The sequence below is a fragment of the Enterobacter sp. PGRG2 genome (genome assembly GCF_030291195.1).
In the GTDB taxonomy this organism is placed as follows: Bacteria; Pseudomonadota; Gammaproteobacteria; order Enterobacterales; family Enterobacteriaceae; genus Enterobacter_D.
The window spans coordinates 4,055,091-4,074,300 of the sequence record NZ_CP127837.1; the positions used below are offsets into that span (position 1 = coordinate 4,055,091).

Genomic DNA, 19,210 nt, shown 5'->3' on the forward strand with positions numbered 1-19,210 from the left:
CTGCTTTATCCCCGCGCTTTTCTTACCCGCTCCGCATAGACCGCCAGCGTCTGCTGGATCACGTCCAGCGTTACCGGCTTCGACAGACAGCTGTCCATACCGGACTCCAGACAACGCTGCTTCTCTTCCGCCAGCGCGTTTGCCGTCACGCCCACCACCGGCAGCGTCAGCCCGAGCTGACGAATCCGCTGCGTCAGGCGATAGCCATCCATGTTCGGCATGTTCACATCGCTCAGAATGATGTCGATATGGTTTTTGCTCAGCACATTGAGCGCGTCGACGCCGTCGTTCGCCGTTTTGCACTGATAGCCCAGCGAACCGAGCTGATCCGCCAGCAGGCGACGGTTAATCGGATGGTCATCCACCACCAGGATCATCATGTCGTCATTGCTGGCGACCAGCGAATCCGGCAGTTGCAGCGCACGTGAGGCGTCGTTATTTTCCATGGTAATGCTGTAGATACGCGCCAGCAGCGCGATCAGCTCATGGGGTGAGGCAACACTGTGCACCCACTGTCCGGCCGCCCGCTCCTGCGGAATGCCGATATGGCGACGGCAGAAGGTAATGGTGGCGCGGCCCGGCCACGGCGTATCCAGATCGTCGTCGGTGATCAGGGTATCGTTGGCGTCCGGCGTTTGCCCTTCGTAACGCAGCACGCGGATGCCGTTCTGCGTCAGCAAGGAGTCAATAAAGGCGCTTAACGCCGCATTGCGCACCGCCAGCCAGCAGGTGGTTTTCTTCAGGCCGTCAACGTCCAGCGGCTGCGCTGGCTGCGCGGCATAAAGCGGAATACGCACCGAGAACTGACTGCCCATGCCCGGCTCGGTATCCACGGCAATATCGCCGTCCATCATGCTGATCAGCTTTTCGCAGATCGCCAGCCCCAGCCCTGTGCCCTGGAAATTACGCTGCACGCCGGTTCCCACCTGGAAGAAGGGATCGAAGAGTCGCACCACTTCTTTACCCGGAATACCCACCCCTGTGTCCCGCACGCGGATACAGAGATATTCCCCGGCGCGCTGCACATGCAGCACAATACAGCCGACATCGGTAAACTTGATGGCGTTGCTCAGCAGGTTGGAGATCACCTGTTGCAGACGCATCGGATCGCCCTGGAGCGCCACCGGCACGTCCGGCTCGATAAAGCAGTACAGGCCGAGCTGTTTACGCACCACCAGCGGCAGATAGTTGGCGGTGATATGGCTCATCAGCTCACGCGGCGAGAATTCACGCGGCTCGATTTTCAGCTGCTCCGATTCGATTTTGGAGAAGTCGAGAATATCGCTGATGATTTTCAGCAGCAGACTCGACGAGTTGTTCATCGCCGTCACCAGGCGATCCACCCCTTTCGGCAGCTCTTTGGTTTGCAGCAGATCGAGGTTGCCGATAATACCGTACAGCGGCGTACGCAGTTCGTGGCTGACGGTGGCAAGGAACATGGATTTCGACTGGCTGGCCTGCTCAGCCGCCTGCGCCATATCCTGCAACGACTCTTCCATCTTCACGCGCGCGCTGACGTCCACCAGCACGCAGATCGCCACGTTTTCGTTGCGATAGCGGGAGTGCACAAAGCTGATTTGCAGATTGGTATTGTTGCTGGTCAGCACATCCACAAAATTGACCTGCTGGCCGCAGATGATCTGCGTCAGCCGCTGCCTGTCCTCGTGGGTGAGCATATTGAGATAATTATGCGCCAGCTCGTTACTGAGGATATTGGTGCCGTCAATGGTGCGCAGAATACAGATCCCGACCGGTGCGGAGGCGACAATTTTGCGGTTGAACTGCTCATGCTCTTCCAGTCGCTGGGCATCGGCCTCGGCGGGAATAAAGATCCGCCGCTCGTACATGCGCGCCAGGGTGAACAACGCCACGCCCACCAGCACGTTGAGCAGTACCGCGTTGAGGATAAGGATGCGCACGCGCTCCAGCACCAGATCGACAGGCACGGAATAGACCACGCTCAGGGACGACGGCGGCAGGCTCTTTTTCAGCACCAGTTCGCGGAAGCCAGAGGAGTAGCCGAACCAGGTGCGCTCCTGTATCCACTCCGGATCGATTTCCAGGCCGTTTTCCGGCCCGGTCAGGGAAATCAGCTGATGCCCGTTTTCATCGAGAATGGTCACGCCCACCGGCAGATTGCCCGGCGTGTAAAAGTTATCCATGCGGATGGTCTGCTCTGATCCCAGCAGCGCCTGTAAACGGTTGCCCAGATAGACCGGCGTTAAGGCATAGAAATAGCCGATGCCCGGACGCGGCCCCTGACTCATCCAGAAGATATTATTGCCGCGCTCTTCCTGCGGGGCATTACGGTATTTGAGAATACGCTCGTGCAGGCTTTTCAGCGCCGTTTCACGCTCCAGCGGTACGTTGCGCAGGCCGAAGTCCGCCATACAGAGGGATTCGTTGCCAATGAGGAACACGCGATTAAGCTCGTAAGCGGCAGAAAAGTTATCGCGCCAGTAGCGCATAAACCACGCCAGCGATTCCAGCGAGCCGCGCCAGGTGTTGCCCATGGCCGAGCAGTCGGAATCCGCAAACAGCGGCGCAAACTCCGGCACATCATTGCGGGCGTTGGGTCCCCGGGACGTCATAATGCCGTTTTCAGCGGTGAGGCGATTTTCGGCAATGTACTTAAGCTCTTTCATCACGTCTGAGGTGCGCTGGACATAGCGTTGCGCCTGCTCAGAACTGAGATTAAGTTCTTTGCGAATGTCGGACTCTTTGTTCTGCAAAGCGTTAACGATATAAAACACCGAACACAGGGCAATCAACAGCCAGAGCAGCAGCGCCAGCGCCCGGAACAGGTATCGTGATACTTTGAGGGTGGTGCGGAAAGAAACAAGGTATTTCAAGGGGGCGAAGCTCCGCCGCAGAATGTAAAAAGAATGTGGATAAAGTAGCGGTAAAACGTCATACCCGCAACGCTAAAGAAAACGCCAATAAAAAGGGCCGGAAGCCCGGCCCTTTTATCGACAAAGCTGATTATTCTTCAGCGTCGTCTGCGACATCATCATCGGTGTCCGCTTCCGGTACGATCTCGTCGTCACCTTCCGCTACGCTGCCGTCGATGGCGTCCAGCTCTTCTTCATCCACCGGCTCAGCCACGCGTTGCAGCCCCACCACGTTCTCATCTTCCGCGGTACGGATGAGGATCACGCCCTGGGTGTTACGACCCACAATGCTGACTTCAGACACGCGGGTACGCACCAGCGTACCGGCATCGGTGATCATCATGATCTGATCGCTGTCGGCCACCTGCACCGCACCCACCACGGAGCCGTTACGCTCGGTGACTTTGATGGAGATAACGCCCTGGGTGCCACGGGATTTGGTCGGGTATTCCGTTTCCGCCGTACGTTTACCGTAGCCGTTCTGAGTGACGGTCAGGATCGCCCCTTCACCGCGCGGTACGATAAGCGACACGACTTTATCTTCGCCCGCCAGTTTGATCCCACGCACGCCCGTTGCGGTACGGCCCATGGCGCGCACCGCGTTCTCTTTAAAGCGCACCACTTTACCGGCGGCAGAGAACAGCATCACTTCATCAGAGCCAGAGGTCAGGTCAACGCCAATCAGCTCGTCGCCGTCGTTCAGGTTCACCGCGATAATACCGGCAGAGCGCGGACGGCTGAATTCGGTCAGCGCCGTTTTCTTCACGGTACCGCTGGCGGTGGCCATAAAGACGTTTACGCCCTCTTCGTACTCGCGTACCGGCAGAATTGCGGTGATACGTTCGTTCGCTTCCAGCGGCAGCAGGTTGACGATTGGACGTCCACGCGCGCCACGGCTCGCTTCCGGCAACTGGTACACTTTCATCCAGTACAGACGGCCACGGCTGGAGAAGCAGAGGATGGTGTCGTGGGTGTTGGCCACCAGCAGACGGTCGATAAAGTCTTCTTCTTTAATACGGGCGGCGGATTTGCCTTTACCGCCGCGACGCTGCGCTTCGTAATCCGTCAGCGGCTGATACTTCACGTAGCCCTGGTGAGACAGGGTGACCACCACGTCTTCCTGGCTGATCAGATCTTCGATGTTGATATCAGCGGTATTGGCGGTGATTTCGGTGCGACGCGCATCGCCAAACTGTTCACGAACCAGTTCCAGCTCTTCGCGGATCACTTCCATCAGACGATCGGCGCTGCCCAGAATGCGCAGCAGTTCGGCGATCTGCTCCAGCAGCTCTTTGTATTCGTCGAGCAGTTTTTCGTGCTCAAGGCCGGTCAGTTTCTGCAGACGCAGATCCAGAATCGCCTGTGCCTGCTGTTCAGTCAGATAGTACTGACCGTCACGCACGCCGAATTCCGGCTCCAGCCACTCAGGACGCGCAGCGTCATCGCCCGCACGTTCCAGCATGGCGGAGACGTTGCCCAGCTCCCATGAACGCGCCACCAGACCGGCTTTCGCTTCGGCCGGGGTCGGCGCGCGGCGGATCAGCTCGATAATCGGGTCGATGTTGGCCAGCGCAATAGCCAGCGCTTCGAGGATGTGCGCACGATCGCGGGCTTTACGCAGTTCAAAAATGGTACGACGGGTCACCACTTCACGGCGGTGGCGCACAAACGCAGAAAGAATATCTTTCAGGTTCATGATCTTCGGCTGACCATGGTGCAGTGCCACCATGTTGATACCGAAGGAGACCTGCATCTGAGTCTGCGAATAGAGGTTGTTCAGCACCACTTCGCCAACGGCATCGCGCTTGATCTCAATGACAATGCGCATCCCGTCTTTATCAGACTCGTCGCGCAGGCCGCTGATGCCTTCCAGACGTTTTTCTTTCACCAGTTCGGCGATTTTCTCAATCAGGCGCGCTTTGTTCACCTGATACGGAATTTCATGCACGATAATGGTTTCGCGACCGGTTTTGGCGTCGGCTTCCACTTCCGCGCGGGCGCGAATGTAGATTTTGCCGCGACCGGTACGATAGGCTTCTTCAATACCGCGGCGACCATTAATAATGGCGGCAGTCGGGAAGTCAGGCCCCGGGATGTGCTCCATCAGCCCTTCGACGCTGATATTTTCATCGTCGATATACGCCAGACAGCCGTTGATCACTTCCGTCAGGTTGTGCGGCGGAATGTTAGTCGCCATACCTACGGCGATACCGGAGGCCCCGTTTACCAGCAGGTTAGGGATTTTAGTGGGCATCACGTCCGGAATTTTTTCCGTGCCGTCATAGTTGTCCACAAAATCAACGGTTTCTTTTTCCAGATCGGCCATCAGTTCGTGGGCGATCTTCGACATACGGATTTCCGTATAACGCATCGCCGCAGCGGAGTCGCCGTCTACGGAACCGAAGTTACCCTGGCCGTCGACCAGCATGTAACGTAAGGAGAATGGCTGCGCCATACGAACGATAGTGTCATATACCGCGGTATCACCATGAGGATGGTATTTACCGATGACATCACCGACGACGCGGGCAGATTTTTTGTAGGCTTTATTCCAGTCATTGCCCAATACGTTCATGGCGTATAGTACGCGACGGTGAACCGGTTTTAAGCCATCGCGGACATCCGGCAGCGCACGGCCAACAATGACCGACATCGCATAGTCCAGATAGGAGCTCTTCAGCTCTTCCTCGATGTTAACCGGTGTAATTTCTCTCGCAAGGTCGCTCATGTAACCGCTATCCCTCTACTGTGTCCCGGATTCAAAGGTCGCAAATTATAACACAGCCCGCGCGTGAGAGGTAAACCAATCGGTTTATTCACGCCCGTGGCCTGATATACTTCACGGTCTTGATGATAAAGGAGTAAAAGCGCCCATGAATGTCGAAAAACCGTCGGTGGCTCATAACGTCGACCACGATGAAATTGCGAAATTTGAAGCGGTCGCGTCTCGCTGGTGGGATCTGGAAGGCGAGTTCAAACCATTGCACCGTATTAACCCGCTGCGCCTGGGCTATATTGCCGAACGCGCTGGCGGCCTGTTTGGTAAGCAGGTGCTGGACGTAGGCTGCGGTGGCGGCATTCTGGCGGAGAGCATGGCGCGCGAAGGCGCAACCGTGACCGGCCTGGATATGGGCTTTGAGCCGCTACAGGTGGCGCGCCTGCATGCCCTGGAATCCGGCGTCAACGTTGACTACGTGCAGCGGACAGTGGAAGAACACGCCGCCGCCCACCCGCAGCAATATGATGTAGTGACCTGCATGGAGATGCTGGAGCACGTGCCGGATCCACAGTCCGTGGTGAACGCCTGCGCAAAACTGGTGAAACCCGGCGGCCACGTCTTCTTCTCTACCCTTAACCGCAACGGCAAAGCCTGGCTGATGGCGGTGGTCGGTGCGGAATACGTACTGCGCATGGTGCCGAAAGGTACGCACGACGTGAAAAAATTCATCAAGCCGGCAGAGCTGCTGGGCTGGATCGATGACACCGTGCTGAAGGAGTGCCATATCACCGGCCTGCACTACAACCCGCTGACCGACAAATTCAAGCTCGCGCCAGGGGTTGACGTTAACTATATGCTGCATACAAAAGCACGAAACGACTAACGTCATGCGAAATTGTTATGAAGATTGCGTGACAGGACGTTACGCATTTTCTCCGGCCGATGAAGAAATCAGCACTCGATCAAATTTCTTATTTTTTTTGCAAATGATTGACTTTCCCTGGAGGCCTTACAGTTCGGGGACTTAGCGATTCTTACCTTTTCGCAACCTTAAATTAACGCCAAAATCAACTCTTGTACTCAAAAGAATCCCTACTAGAATACTCACCATATAGCGTTTCTCTTATCGCAAACCCCCTACATGTAGTATTTATCCACAGAGTTAGCCACAGCGCGGACTTGTGGATAAACGGGGGATATTTTTTCTATTTCACGGACAGGTAAATCCCACATGAATCAGAGTCTGCTGGTGACAAAGCGTGATGGTCGTACTGAGCGCATCAATCTGGATAAAATCCACCGCGTACTGGATTGGGCGGCAGAAGGGCTGAATAACGTCTCCATCTCTCAGGTTGAACTGCGTTCACACATTCAGTTTTATGACGGCATTAAAACCTCCGACATTCATGAAACCATCATCAAAGCCGCCGCCGATCTGATCTCCCGCGACGCGCCTGATTATCAGTATCTGGCCGCGCGCCTGGCGATTTTCCATCTGCGCAAAAAAGCCTACGGCCAGTTTGAGCCACCGACGCTGTTCAACCACGTGCTGAAAATGGTTGAGCTGGGCAAATATGACCACCATCTGCTGGAAGACTACAGCGAAGAAGAGTTCCGCCAGATGGACGCCTTTATCCAGCACGATCGCGATCTGACCTTCTCCTACGCGGCCGTGAAACAGCTGGAAGGCAAATACCTGGTGCAGAACCGCGTGACCGGCGAAATCTACGAGAGCGCGCAGTTCCTGTATATTCTGGTGGCCGCATGCCTGTTCTCGAACTACCCGCGTGAAACCCGTCTGGACTACGTGAAGCGTTTCTATGACGCCGTATCCACCTTTAAGATTTCACTGCCGACGCCGATCATGTCCGGCGTGCGCACCCCGACCCGTCAGTTCAGCTCCTGCGTACTGATCGAGTGCGGCGATAGCCTGGATTCCATCAACGCCACCTCCAGCGCCATCGTGAAATACGTGTCCCAGCGCGCCGGTATCGGCATCAACGCCGGTCGAATCCGTGCGCTGGGCAGCCCGATCCGTGGCGGCGAAGCCTTCCACACTGGCTGTATCCCGTTCTACAAACATTTCCAGACCGCGGTGAAGTCCTGCTCCCAGGGCGGCGTGCGCGGCGGTGCAGCCACCCTGTTCTACCCGATGTGGCATCTGGAAGTGGAAAGCCTGCTGGTGCTGAAAAACAACCGTGGCGTGGAAGGCAACCGCGTACGTCACATGGATTACGGCGTACAGATCAACAAACTGATGTACACCCGTCTGCTGAAAGGTGAAGACATCACCCTGTTCAGCCCGTCTGACGTGCCTGGCCTGTACGACGCCTTCTTCGCCGATCAGGACGAGTTCGAGCGTCTGTATACCCAGTACGAAAAAGACGACAGCATCCGCAAGCAGCGCGTGAAAGCGGTAGATCTGTTCTCGCTGATGATGCAGGAACGCGCCTCTACGGGCCGTATCTACATTCAGAACGTTGACCACTGCAACACCCACAGCCCGTTCGATCCGGCTATTGCCCCGGTGCGCCAGTCTAACCTGTGCCTGGAAATCGCCCTGCCGACCAAACCGCTGATGGACGTGAACGACGAAAACGGTGAAATCGCGCTGTGTACGCTGTCTGCGTTCAACCTCGGCGCTATCGATTCGCTGGACGAGCTGGAAGAGCTGGCGACCCTTGCGGTACGTGCTCTGGACGCCCTGCTGGACTATCAGGATTACCCGATCCCGGCTGCAAAACGTGGCGCAATGGGCCGCCGCACGCTGGGTATTGGCGTGATCAACTTCGCCTACTATTTAGCGAAACACGGCGTGCGTTACTCCGACGGTAGCGCCAACAACCTGACGCATAAAACCTTCGAAGCCATTCAGTACTTCCTGCTGAAAGCCTCTAACGAGCTGGCGAAAGAGCAAGGTGCGTGCCCGTGGTTCAACGAAACCACCTATGCGAAAGGTATTCTGCCGACCGATACCTACAAGAAAGATCTGGACGCGATTGTCACCAAAGAGCTGCATTACGACTGGGAAGCGCTGCGCGAATCCATTAAAACGCACGGTCTGCGTAACTCCACGCTCTCTGCGCTGATGCCGTCCGAGACCTCGTCGCAGATCTCCAACGCCACCAACGGTATTGAACCGCCGCGCGGCCACGTGAGCATCAAAGCGTCGAAAGACGGTATTCTGCGTCAGGTGGTGCCGGATTATGAGCACCTGAAAGACAGCTATGAACTGCTGTGGGATATGCCGAATAACGACGGTTATCTGCAACTGGTGGGCATCATGCAGAAGTTTATCGACCAGTCGATCTCTGCCAACACCAACTACGATCCGACGCGCTTCCCGTCAGGGAAAGTCCCGATGCAGCAGCTGTTGAAAGATCTGCTCACCGCCTACAAATTTGGCGTGAAGACGCTGTATTACCAGAACACCCGCGATGGCGCAGAAGATTCACAGGATGATCTGGTGCCGTCCATTCAGGATGATGGCTGCGAAAGCGGCGCGTGTAAGATTTAATAAATTGCCCGGCGGCGCAAAGCCTGCCGGGCCTGAGGTTAGGTTTTGTAGGCCGGGTAAGCTTTGCGCCACCCGGCGTATCATTGCAGGACAGGAAATACTCGCATGGCATACACCACCTTTTCACAGACGAAAAATAACCAGCTGCTGGAACCGATGTTTTTCGGCCAGCCGGTGAACGTTGCACGCTACGATCAGCAAAAATATGACATCTTCGAAAAGCTGATCGAGAAACAACTCTCTTTCTTCTGGCGTCCGGAAGAAGTTGACGTCTCCCGTGACCGTATCGACTTCCAGGCCCTGCCGGAACACGAAAAGCACATCTTTTTAAGCAACCTGAAATACCAGACGCTGCTGGATTCCATTCAGGGACGCAGCCCGAACGTGGCGCTGCTGCCGCTGATCTCTATTCCGGAACTGGAAACCTGGGTGGAAACCTGGGCGTTTTCAGAAACCATCCACTCCCGCTCTTATACTCATATCATTCGCAACATTGTGAACGATCCGGCGGTGGTGTTTGACGATATCGTGACCAACGAGCAGATCCTCAAACGCGCCGAAGGTATTTCTCACTACTACGACGATCTGATCGAGCTGACCAGCTACTGGCATCTGCTGGGTGAAGGCACGCATAACGTCAACGGCAAAACAGTGACCGTTAACCTGCGCGAGCTGAAAAAGAAACTGTACCTGTGCCTGATGAGCGTCAACGCGCTGGAAGCGATCCGCTTCTACGTCAGCTTCGCCTGCTCTTTCGCCTTCGCCGAGCGCGAACTGATGGAAGGCAACGCCAAAATCATCAAGCTGATCGCCCGTGATGAAGCCCTGCACCTGACCGGCACCCAGCATATGCTGAACCTGCTGCGCAGCGGCGTGGACGATCCCGAGATGGCTGAAATCGCCGAAGAGTGTAAGCAGGAGTGCTATGACCTGTTTGTACTGGCGGCGGAACAGGAAAAAGAGTGGGCAGCCTACCTGTTCCAGGGCGGCTCCATGATCGGCCTGAACAAAGACATTCTTTGCCAGTATGTGGATTACATCACCAACATCCGCATGCAGGCCGTGGGTCTTGATTTGCCGTTCCAGACCCGCTCGAACCCGATCCCGTGGATCAACGCCTGGCTGGTGTCCGACAACGTGCAGGTCGCGCCGCAGGAAGTGGAAGTCAGCTCTTATCTGGTCGGTCAGATTGATTCCGAAGTGAACACTGACGATCTGAGTGACTTCCAGCTCTGATGAGCCGCGTCATTCTGCGCATCACTGGCACAGAACTCCTGTGCCAGGATGAACATCCGTCGTTACTGGCGGCGCTGGAATCGCACCAGGTGGCGGTGGAATATCAGTGTCGTGAAGGCTATTGCGGCTCCTGCCGCACGCGGCTGGTGGCCGGTCAGGTTGACTGGCTGACCGAGCCGCTGGCCTTTATTTCCGCCGGTGAAATCCTTCCCTGCTGTTGCCGTGCGCGTGGCGATATTGAAATCGAGTTATAGCGCGTCAGATTTTCCGCAAATGAATTAATTTCCGGCGTTTATTATTTCAGCTCCCCAAACATCAGCAGCTACTGCAAATAATATAAAAAAACCCTGAACAGCACTGTTCAGGGTTAAATTCCTGGTTGACATCACTCACACAGGAATAACTAGCTCTCCTTTATTTCTTCCGGATGATGATGGAGTTCACTCACCCGATAATAAATAGGGGTAATATCGACATAATTGATGCAGTAACCGCTTCCGCGCACGCTGGTGATAAAATCTTCCGGCAGCCCTAACAGACTAAGACGACGGTTAAGATTCTTCAGAACCTGCCACAGACGCTGGGTGGACGGAACCAGATCGTTCTCCTCCCACACCACGCGCAGCAGTTCCTCTTTGGTCACGATGTTCTGGCGGCCATGCTGGAGTAAATAGATAAATAGCTGCAACATCGTATGATTAAATAATACTGAGCCGAACATAAAATATTTCTCAGTACTTCCCTGCGGAAGGCGGTAAAGTCTTCCGTTGTCAATTTCGAAGTGAACTTCTTTGCCTATCACATAGCCGTACAGCCGATATCCCATCGTGTCGTTGCTCATTTGTCCTGAAACTTTGCAAGGAATGCCTTTTTTATTCCTGTTCATAGGCCATACTGTCAATAAGGTCGATTATATGGCTATGGGAATTAGTTTCAACATACAGGGGGAAGGTTATTTTGGCACAGGCCATCGCACGTCGACAAAATATTTACACAACCTAAGTAAAATATTAAGCATCTATCCGCGCAAATTGAACTACAAAAAGTCCAGACACCCGCAAGATGATCGCTATCCGGATCATTAACTTTAAATATTAATTTATGCCTTTTTTGCAGGATAAAATGCTGGTCAGGAATATCGCGCAAAAAAATGCCCCTCCGGACGGAGAGGCATCAGACCAGGGTTAACCGCGTTTACGGGCTATTGCTTCGTGATGCTTTTTCTCACCGATCATAACCACCAGCAACAGCAGCACAGCGATGACGCTACCGCCAATCATCACCATAAAGCCGCCGTCCCAGCCGAAGAAATCGACGGTATAGCCGACAATGGCGCTGGCCGCCACCGAGCCGCCCAGATAACCAAACAGGCCGGTAAAGCCTGCCGCCGTGCCTGCCGCTTTTTTCGGTGCCAGCTCCAGCGCGTGCAGACCAATCAGCATTACCGGGCCGTAAATCAGGAAGCCGATGACGATCATGCAGATCATGTCCACCGTCGGGTTGCCCGGCGGGTTCAGCCAGTACACCACGGTGGCGATGGTCACCAGCGTCATAAAGAATACGCCGGTCGCGCCACGGTTGCCCCTGAACACTTTATCCGACATCCAGCCGCACAGCAGCGTGCCCGGAATACCGGCATATTCATACAGGAAGTAAGCCCATGACGACTTATCCAGCGCGAAGTGTTTCACCTCTTTCAGATAGGTCGGCGACCAGTCGAGAATGCCGTAGCGCAGCAGATAAACAAAAACGTTCGCAATGGCGATGTACCACAGCAATTTATTCGGCAGCACATACTGCATAAAGATCTGCTTCGCGGTCAGCTCTTCTTCGGTTTTTTCGCTGTAATCATCCGGATAGTCGTTCTTATATTCTTCAATAGGCGGTAATCCGCAGGACTGCGGGGTGTCGCGCATCAGGGCAAAGGCAATGAACGCCACGACGATAGCCGCGAACGCCGGCATATAGAGCGCCGCTTTCCAGTCGTTGAACCACGCCATGCCAAGCAGGAACAGCAAGGGCGGGATGCCGCCGCCGACGTTATGCGCGCAGTTCCACACCGACACGATACCGCCGCGCTCTTTCTGCGACCACCAGTGCACCATGGTGCGTCCGCACGGCGGCCAGCCCATCCCCTGGAACCAGCCGCATAAAAACAGCAGCACAAACATAATGGCAATGCTGGAGGTCGCCCAGGGCACAAAGCCCATAAACAGCATTACGGCGGCGGCCAGGATCAGCCCCGCCGGTAAGAAGACGCGCGGATTCGAGCGATCCGATACCGATCCCATGATGAATTTGGAAAAGCCGTAGGCAATGGAAATCCCTGACAGCGCAAAGCCCAGATCGCCGCGGGAAAAGCCCTGCTCCACCAGGAACGGCATCGCCAGCGCAAAGTTTTTCCGCACCAGGTAGTAAGCCGCGTAGCCGAAGAAAATGCCCATAAAAATCTGCCAGCGTAAACGCCGGTAATACGGATCGATCTGCTGCTCCGGTAACCGGGGTTGATGCGCGGCAGGTTTAAAGATGCTCAACATAAAGCCTCCGTGGCATGTGTTGTTTTGTAATGAGTGAAAACGAGCGTCACGCCGCCTCAAAAGCGTGCGACGAGTGAAGACTGGACGTTAACGCAGGAAAAGTCGCGTCGAATGTTACAGAAATATGACAAGGCGCTCAATTCACGCAACAAATGTTCTTTTACTTTCGTTTTATGCGCGAATATGCGCGCAATCAAACAAACCACACAAGGAATGTGGCTAAATGCGCAATAAGGGTCATTAAGATAAGAGGGAAGCGAAAATGCGCGACGTGACTGAGTACGACGTCATCATTATCGGCGGCGGCGCAACCGGGGCGGGGATCGCCCGCGACTGCGCGCTGCGCGGGCTGCGCGTGGTGCTGCTGGAACGCCACGACATCGCCACCGGCGCCACCGGGCGTAACCACGGCCTGCTGCACAGCGGCGCGCGCTATGCGGTAACGGATGAAGAATCGGCGCGGGAGTGTATCAGCGAAAACCAGATCCTGCGCCGGGTCGCCCGCCACTGTATTGAACCCACCGGCGGTCTGTTCATTACCCTGCCGGAAGACGATCTGGCCTGGCAGCAACAGTTTATCAGCGCCTGTACCCGTGCCGGGATCGCCGCACAGCCGCTGTCGGCAGAAGAGGCGCTGCGCATCGAACCCTGCGTGAACCCCGCGCTCATTGCCGCCGTGCAGGTGCCGGACGGCACCATCGATCCCTTTCGCCTGACCGCCGCCAATATGCTGGACGCCCGCGAGCACGGCGCGATTATCCTAACCGGCCATGAGGTGATCGGCCTGCTGCGGGATAAAGATCGGGTGAACGGCGTGCAGATCCGCCATCCCTCAACGCAGGCGGTGCAGTCCCTGTACGCGCCTGTGGTGGTAAACGCCGCCGGGATCTGGGGACAGCGCATTGCAGAGTATGCGGATCTGAGCATCCGCATGTTCCCGGCGAAAGGCGCGCTGCTTATTCTTGATCACCGCATCAACCAGCAGGTGATCAACCGCTGCCGCAAACCTGCCGACGCCGATATTCTGGTGCCCGGCGATACCATCTCCCTGATCGGCACCACTTCCACGCACATTGATTACCACGATATTGATAACACCCGCGTGACGCCGGAAGAGGTCGACATACTGCTGCGCGAGGGCGAAAAACTGGCGCCGATCATGGCGACCTCGCGCATTCTGCGTGCCTACGCAGGGGTACGCCCGCTGGTCGCCAGCGACGACGACCCCAGCGGGCGCAACGTCAGCCGCGGCATTGTGCTGATGGATCACGCCGAACGCGACGGTATGGAAGGCTTTATCACTATTACCGGCGGCAAGCTGATGACCTACCGGCTGATGGCGGAGTGGGCCACCGACGCCGTGTGCCGCAAACTCAATAATACGACACCCTGCCGCACCGCCAGCGAACCGCTGCCGGGCTCGCGGGAGTCTGCCGCTCAGACCCTGCAAAAAGTGATCTCCCTGTCAGCGCCGCTGCGCGGCTCGGCGGTGTGGCGGCATGGCGATCGCACCCCGGAATGGCTCGGCAACGCACGTCATACCCGCAGCCTGATCTGCGAATGCGAAGCCGTCACTGCCGGGGAAGTGGAGTACGCGGTGGATAATCTTAACGTCCGTTCCCTGCCCGATTTGCGGCGTCGCACCCGCGTCGGCATGGGCACCTGCCAGGGCGAACTCTGCGCCTGCCGGGCGGCCGGGTTACTGCATCGCCTCAACGTCACCAGCGACGCGCAATCCATCGCGCAATTGTCCGCATTTTTAAATGAGCGCTGGAAAGGCATCCGCCCCGTCGCCTGGGGCGATGCGCTGCGGGAAAGCGAGTTTACCCGCTGGGTATACCAGGGACTGTGTGGTCTGGAAAAGGAGACGACAGATGAAGTTTGATACGGTGATCGTCGGCGGCGGGCTGGCGGGTCTGCTGTGCGGCATCAGGCTAAGCCGCAGCGGGCAGCGCTGCGCCATTGTCAGCCGCGGACAGAGCGCGCTGAGTTTTTCCTCCGGCTCGCTGGATCTGCTCTCGTGCCTGCCGGACGGCACAGCGGTAAAGGATACCGCCGCCGGGCTGGCCGCGCTTGAAACCCTTGCCCCGGAACATCCCTACAGCCTGATCGGGGCCGGGCGCGTGTACCAGTACGCCCGCGAGGCGCAAAACCTGCTGGCAGAATGCGGGCTGAAATTTCAGGGTGATGCCAGCGCCCCGCACCGCCGCGTGACGCCGCTCGGTATGACGCGTCCGGCGTGGCTCAGCCCGCCGGAAGTGCCGCTGTCGCCGCGCAAAGGGGAGCATATCTGCGTGGTCGGCATCAGCGGCTTTGCCGATTTCCAGCCGCATCTGGCGGCCGCAACGCTGCGCAAACAGGGCCTGCGCGTCACGGCAACAGAAATCGATCTGCCCCTGCTCGATAAGCTGCGGGAAAACCCCAGCGAGTTCCGCGCCGTCACTATTGCCCGCCAGCTGGACCAGGATAGCCATTTCGCTGAACTTTGCGCCGCCCTGCGCCCGCTCAGCGAAACCCATGACGCCATCTGGTTTCCCGCCTGTTTCGGCCTGACTGACGATAAGGTTTACACCCGGCTTAACGCTGAACTCGCCTGCCCCCTGTACCTGCTCCCCACCCTGCCCCCGTCGGTACCGGGTATGAGAATGCAGACGCTGCTACAGCAGCAGTTTATCCGCAGCGGCGGCGCATGGATGCCAGGGGATGAAGTGCTGCGCGCCACCCTGGATAACAACATGGTCAGCCAGCTGTGGACGCGCAGGCATGAGGATATTCCGCTGCGCGCCGATCATGTGGTGCTCGCCAGCGGCAGTTTTTTCAGTAACGGGCTGGTGGCCGGGCGCGACGGCGTGCGGGAAAAGGTATTCGGCCTCGATGTGCTGCACAGCCCCGATCGCGCCAGCTGGTATCGTGATGACGTGTTTGATGCCCAGCCGTGGCAGCAGTTTGGCGTGCGCACCGATGCCACGCTGCGCGGGCAATGCCAGGGAGAACCCCTACAAAATCTATACGTTATCGGTTCGGTGCTCGGCGGCTATGACCCCATTCACCAGGGCTGCGGCGGCGGAATTTGCGCCGTGACCGCGTTACATGTCGCGCAGCAAATCTGCGCGCCGGGAGGATCCGAATGAACACCACCCACTTCGACAGCTGTATCAAGTGCACCGTCTGCACCACCGCCTGTCCGGTAAGCCGCGTCAATGTCGACTATCCTGGCCCGAAACAGGCGGGGCCGGACGGCGAACGCCTGCGCCTGAAAGACGGCACGCTGTATGATGAGGCGCTTAAGTACTGCACCAACTGTAAACGCTGCGAAACCGCCTGTCCGTCCGGCGTGAAGATCGGCGACATTATCCAGCGCGCCCGCAGCCAGTTCGCGCCGCGCAAGCCTTCCCTGCGTAACGCCATTCTCAGCCATACCGATTTGATGGGAAGCCTGTCCACGCCAGTCGCCCCGCTGGTGAATGCCGCCACCGGCCTGAAACCGGTGCGGCTGCTGCTGGATAAAGCGCTGAAAATCGATCACCGCCGTACTCTGCCGAAATACTCCCGCGGCACCTTCCGCCAGTGGTATCGCAAACAGGCGGCCGCGCAGTCTGAATTTGACGACCAGGTGGCCTTTTTTCACGGCTGTTTTGTCAATTACAACCATCCGCAGCTGGGAAAAGATCTGCTGCGGGTGCTGAACGCGATGCAGATAGGCGTACAACTGCTGGAGGGGGAAAAATGCTGCGGCGTGCCGCTGATCGCCAACGGCTTTTTTGAAAAGGCGAAAAAGCAGGCCAATGCCAACGTCGCGTCATTAACGCGCGCCATTAGCGGCAACGGCCTGCCGGTGATCGCCACCTCATCCACCTGTACTTTTACCCTGCGGGATGAATACCCGCATCTGCTGGATGTCGACAATAGCGCGCTGCGTCCGCATATCGATCTGGCGACGCGCTGGCTGTGGCGCAAGCTGGAGGAAGGCCGCCGTCTGCCGCTGCGCCCGTTGCCGCTGAAGGTGGTCTACCACACGCCCTGCCATATGGAAAAAATGGGCTGGACGCATTACACCCTGGAACTGCTGCGTAAAATCCCTGAACTGGAGCTGACGGTGCTGGATTCACAGTGCTGCGGCATTGCCGGTACTTACGGGTTTAAAGCGGAGAATTATACGACCTCACAGGCGATTGGCGCGCCGCTGTTCCGGCAGATTGAGGAGAGCGGCGCGGATCTGGTGATCTCAGACTGTGAAACCTGTAAATGGCAGATTGAAATGTCCACCCGCCTGCGCTGTGAACACCCGGTGACGCTACTGGCGCGGGCGCTGGGGTAATGTAACCTTGCCCGGCGGCGCTGCGCTTGCCGGGCCTGCGACATTGTCACCGTAGGCCTCGTAGGCCGGGTAAGGCGCAGCCGCCACCCGGCATTCTGCTACTTCGTCCCCGCCGTCACCAGCGTATCGACAACATTGATCCAGCCATGATCGCTGGCGACGTCTTTACCCAGCAACCAGCGACGCAGCATATTCAGCGCCATCATCGCGCAGACTTCCTGGCGAACCGCCAGACCGTGGCGGTTGACGCTGAACTGCACCCGCAGCGCATGTACGCCATCCGGCGTTGCCAGCGCAAAGTTCAGGTGCTCATCATCCATACCGCCGACAAATAACGCCAGACCGGCCAGATGACGATCGCGCAGCGCCGCCGCCCAGCGCGCCGACTGCTCAAGATTATCTGCCTGTGACGGCAGCACTTCGCTGGCCAGCAACGGCGCTTCCGCACGGGAAAGTTGCAACGCCACCAGCCCGCTGGTGAACTGCTCGCTCAGGGTCAGGCTCAGCTGTCGTTCCCGTAGCTGACGGGCGATCAGCGCCGGTAACCCTTCGGTGCCTTCAAAAATCAGGCTTTCACCCGCCACGCGCTGCACTTCAGGCCACAGGGCTTCCATCTGCTCGCGCGCGTCTGCCGGGCCGGTCAGCTTGAGTTCAATAATCGGCATGGACGAGCGATAGCCCATCACCACGCCGTCCGGCAGTTGCAGATGTTCCAGGCTCTGGGCGAGATCGCTTTCGGAGCGACCAAAAGTGGTCAGACGCAGGCACAGCGGCGGCGAGGGCAGCGTAAAGCGCTCGCGCAGGCGCGGCAGAATTTCGCGCTCCACCATCACTTTGAATTCGGAGGGCACGCCAGGGGTGAAAAACATCAGGCAGCGGTTAAGCTGCATGGCAAAGCCGCAGGCGGTACCCACAGGGTTATCGACCATCTCGGCGCTGGAGGGAATTTCCGCCTGTTTGCGGTTGCTCGGCGCCATCACCTTGCCACGTTCAGAGAAAAAACGCTCCATGTGCGCAAGCCAGTCTTCATGCAACACCAGCCCCTCGCCCGCCGCCGTAGCGGCAGCCAGCGCGCTCAGATCGTCGCTGGTCGGCCCGAGGCCGCCGTTCACAATCAGCACATCGGCGTGTTCGCTGCGCTCGCGCAGTATGGCGACAAGGCTGTCGAGATCATCGCCGACGGTCTGGCGGCGCGTTAAAGGTAATCCCTGATTAAAGAAAACATCAGCCAGCCACGCAGCGTTAGTGTCCACAATTTGTCCGTGCAACACTTCATCGCCGGTTGACAGCATTTCCACATTTAACATTCTTTTCTCCAGCATTAGCGGTCAAAACACTATAACGCATGGCGGGGGAATGCAGGAGGGAAACTGGCGCGGCAGGGTGCCGCGCCGGAGGATCAGAAGCTGGCGCTCACGCCGACGTACGGGCCGTCGGCCAGTTTGCTGTCGCCGTTGCCGTCTTTGCCGCTCAGATCGATATAGCGGTAACCCACTTCGACGCTCAGCGGACGCAGCACGGAAATACGCGCGCCAGCGTTGGCTTCAGAGAAATCTTTTACGCCGCTGGAGAGCGAGTCCGGCGAGTAATAATATTCACCAAACAGCTTGATGCTCTCGCCAATCGGCAGCTGTAAACCGCCACCCACGGCGGCGGCATAACCTTCGTCGCCTTCGTTCGGGTTCAGGTACACGCCTTTACCGCCGACGGTTGCCATAAACGGGCCGAGGGGGAGATTAAGGCCGAGGCCCAGACCGGCAATATCGCCGTGATCGTCGTTGTGCGCCCAGTTGCCGCTCAGCGCCAGGCCGCTGGTTTCGGTGCCCATTCCCACGCCAATATTGGTGTAATCTTCACCCGCCTGGCCGCTGATGCTCAGGGCATTCGCGCCCGCAGAAACAAACAGCAGGCTGGTCAGGGTCATTAATGCAATCTTTTTCATCGTTCACTATCCGCGCAAGTAATTGTTAGACGTTCTGAAAAACGCCGCTA

Annotated in this window: 13 protein-coding genes; 7 read left to right on the forward strand and 6 right to left on the reverse strand. The window is 57.3% G+C overall.

Annotated elements, in window-relative coordinates:
- Nucleotides 1-5: 5 nt before the first annotated feature.
- The gene (gene rcsC, locus QRD42_RS18115; protein WP_318362837.1) at nt 6-2,852 is read right to left on the reverse strand and encodes a two-component system sensor histidine kinase RcsC; all 2,847 of its coding nucleotides are present in this window, start codon (nt 2,850-2,852) and stop codon (nt 6-8) included.
- A gap of 130 nt (nt 2,853-2,982) precedes the next feature.
- Entirely contained in the window at nt 2,983-5,619 is a 2,637-nt protein-coding gene (gene gyrA / locus QRD42_RS18120) for a DNA topoisomerase (ATP-hydrolyzing) subunit A (protein ID WP_072569172.1), read from the reverse strand.
- 145 nt (nt 5,620-5,764) lie between these two features.
- Here gyrA and ubiG point away from each other — a divergent pair, with 145 nt between their 5' ends.
- From ubiG to yfaE, 4 genes are all read left to right on the forward strand, one after another.
- Nucleotides 5,765-6,493 (forward strand): bifunctional 2-polyprenyl-6-hydroxyphenol methylase/3-demethylubiquinol 3-O-methyltransferase UbiG, encoded by a 729-nt coding sequence (gene ubiG, locus QRD42_RS18125; RefSeq protein WP_318376963.1) that lies wholly within the window; start codon nt 5,765-5,767, stop codon nt 6,491-6,493.
- Between the two features lie 348 nt (nt 6,494-6,841).
- Entirely contained in the window at nt 6,842-9,127 is a 2,286-nt protein-coding gene (nrdA, locus tag QRD42_RS18130) for a class 1a ribonucleoside-diphosphate reductase subunit alpha (protein ID WP_072569174.1), read from the forward strand.
- A gap of 105 nt (nt 9,128-9,232) precedes the next feature.
- Nucleotides 9,233-10,363, forward strand: a complete 1,131-nt coding sequence (gene nrdB, locus QRD42_RS18135) for a class Ia ribonucleoside-diphosphate reductase subunit beta (RefSeq protein ID WP_072569175.1) — start codon at nt 9,233-9,235, stop codon at nt 10,361-10,363.
- Nucleotides 10,363-10,617, forward strand: coding sequence for a class I ribonucleotide reductase maintenance protein YfaE (yfaE, locus tag QRD42_RS18140; protein ID WP_072569176.1), 255 nt, complete (start codon nt 10,363-10,365; stop codon nt 10,615-10,617). Before nrdB ends, yfaE begins: the two co-directional genes overlap by 1 nt.
- A 149-nt stretch (nt 10,618-10,766) precedes the next feature.
- On the opposite strand, the gene QRD42_RS18145 is transcribed toward yfaE, so the two are convergent.
- Entirely contained in the window at nt 10,767-11,084 is a 318-nt protein-coding gene (locus QRD42_RS18145) for a winged helix-turn-helix domain-containing protein (RefSeq protein WP_234007197.1), read from the reverse strand.
- 463 nt (nt 11,085-11,547) lie between these two features.
- Nucleotides 11,548-12,900, reverse strand: coding sequence for a glycerol-3-phosphate transporter (gene glpT, locus QRD42_RS18150; protein ID WP_072569177.1), 1,353 nt, complete (start codon nt 12,898-12,900; stop codon nt 11,548-11,550).
- 262 nt (nt 12,901-13,162) lie between these two features.
- Here glpT and glpA point away from each other — a divergent pair, with 262 nt between their 5' ends.
- The 3 genes from glpA to glpC are packed head-to-tail and all read left to right on the forward strand — an operon-like array spanning nt 13,163 to nt 17,218.
- Nucleotides 13,163-14,785 carry an anaerobic glycerol-3-phosphate dehydrogenase subunit A gene (gene glpA, locus QRD42_RS18155; RefSeq protein ID WP_321987792.1) on the forward strand — a complete coding sequence of 541 codons (1,623 nt, stop codon included), beginning with the start codon at nt 13,163-13,165 and terminating at the stop codon, nt 14,783-14,785.
- Nucleotides 14,775-16,031 carry a glycerol-3-phosphate dehydrogenase subunit GlpB gene (gene glpB, locus QRD42_RS18160; RefSeq protein ID WP_321987793.1) on the forward strand — a complete coding sequence of 419 codons (1,257 nt, stop codon included), beginning with the start codon at nt 14,775-14,777 and terminating at the stop codon, nt 16,029-16,031. Before glpA ends, glpB begins: the two co-directional genes overlap by 11 nt.
- Nucleotides 16,028-17,218, forward strand: a complete 1,191-nt coding sequence (gene glpC, locus QRD42_RS18165) for an anaerobic glycerol-3-phosphate dehydrogenase subunit GlpC (RefSeq protein ID WP_321987794.1) — start codon at nt 16,028-16,030, stop codon at nt 17,216-17,218. Before glpB ends, glpC begins: the two co-directional genes overlap by 4 nt.
- A gap of 98 nt (nt 17,219-17,316) precedes the next feature.
- On the opposite strand, the gene QRD42_RS18170 is transcribed toward glpC, so the two are convergent.
- The gene (locus QRD42_RS18170; protein ID WP_072569181.1) at nt 17,317-18,525 is read right to left on the reverse strand and encodes a nicotinamide mononucleotide deamidase-related protein YfaY; all 1,209 of its coding nucleotides are present in this window, start codon (nt 18,523-18,525) and stop codon (nt 17,317-17,319) included.
- Between the two features lie 92 nt (nt 18,526-18,617).
- Nucleotides 18,618-19,160: a YfaZ family outer membrane protein gene (locus QRD42_RS18175; protein ID WP_072569182.1), complete on the reverse strand. Its 543-nt coding sequence runs from the start codon at nt 19,158-19,160 to the stop codon at nt 18,618-18,620.
- Nucleotides 19,161-19,210: the final 50 nt, after the last annotated feature.

Excerpts from the sequence above, each read along its gene's own strand:
- nrdB (WP_072569175.1), top strand. The coding sequence starts at position 9,233 with ATGGCATACACCACCTTTTCACAGACGAAAAATAACCAGCTGCTGGAA.
- glpT (WP_072569177.1), bottom strand. The coding sequence starts at position 12,900 with ATGTTGAGCATCTTTAAACCTGCCGCGCATCAACCCCGGTTACCGGAG.
- nrdA (WP_072569174.1), top strand. The coding sequence starts at position 6,842 with ATGAATCAGAGTCTGCTGGTGACAAAGCGTGATGGTCGTACTGAGCGC.
- gyrA (WP_072569172.1), bottom strand. The coding sequence starts at position 5,619 with ATGAGCGACCTTGCGAGAGAAATTACACCGGTTAACATCGAGGAAGAG.
- glpA (WP_321987792.1), top strand. The coding sequence starts at position 13,163 with ATGCGCGACGTGACTGAGTACGACGTCATCATTATCGGCGGCGGCGCA.
- QRD42_RS18175 (WP_072569182.1), bottom strand. The coding sequence starts at position 19,160 with ATGAAAAAGATTGCATTAATGACCCTGACCAGCCTGCTGTTTGTTTCT.
- yfaE (WP_072569176.1), top strand. The coding sequence starts at position 10,363 with ATGAGCCGCGTCATTCTGCGCATCACTGGCACAGAACTCCTGTGCCAG.
- glpC (WP_321987794.1), top strand. The coding sequence starts at position 16,028 with ATGAACACCACCCACTTCGACAGCTGTATCAAGTGCACCGTCTGCACC.
- QRD42_RS18170 (WP_072569181.1), bottom strand. The coding sequence starts at position 18,525 with ATGTTAAATGTGGAAATGCTGTCAACCGGCGATGAAGTGTTGCACGGA.
- ubiG (WP_318376963.1), top strand. The coding sequence starts at position 5,765 with ATGAATGTCGAAAAACCGTCGGTGGCTCATAACGTCGACCACGATGAA.
- glpB (WP_321987793.1), top strand. The coding sequence starts at position 14,775 with ATGAAGTTTGATACGGTGATCGTCGGCGGCGGGCTGGCGGGTCTGCTG.
- QRD42_RS18145 (WP_234007197.1), bottom strand. The coding sequence starts at position 11,084 with ATGTTCGGCTCAGTATTATTTAATCATACGATGTTGCAGCTATTTATC.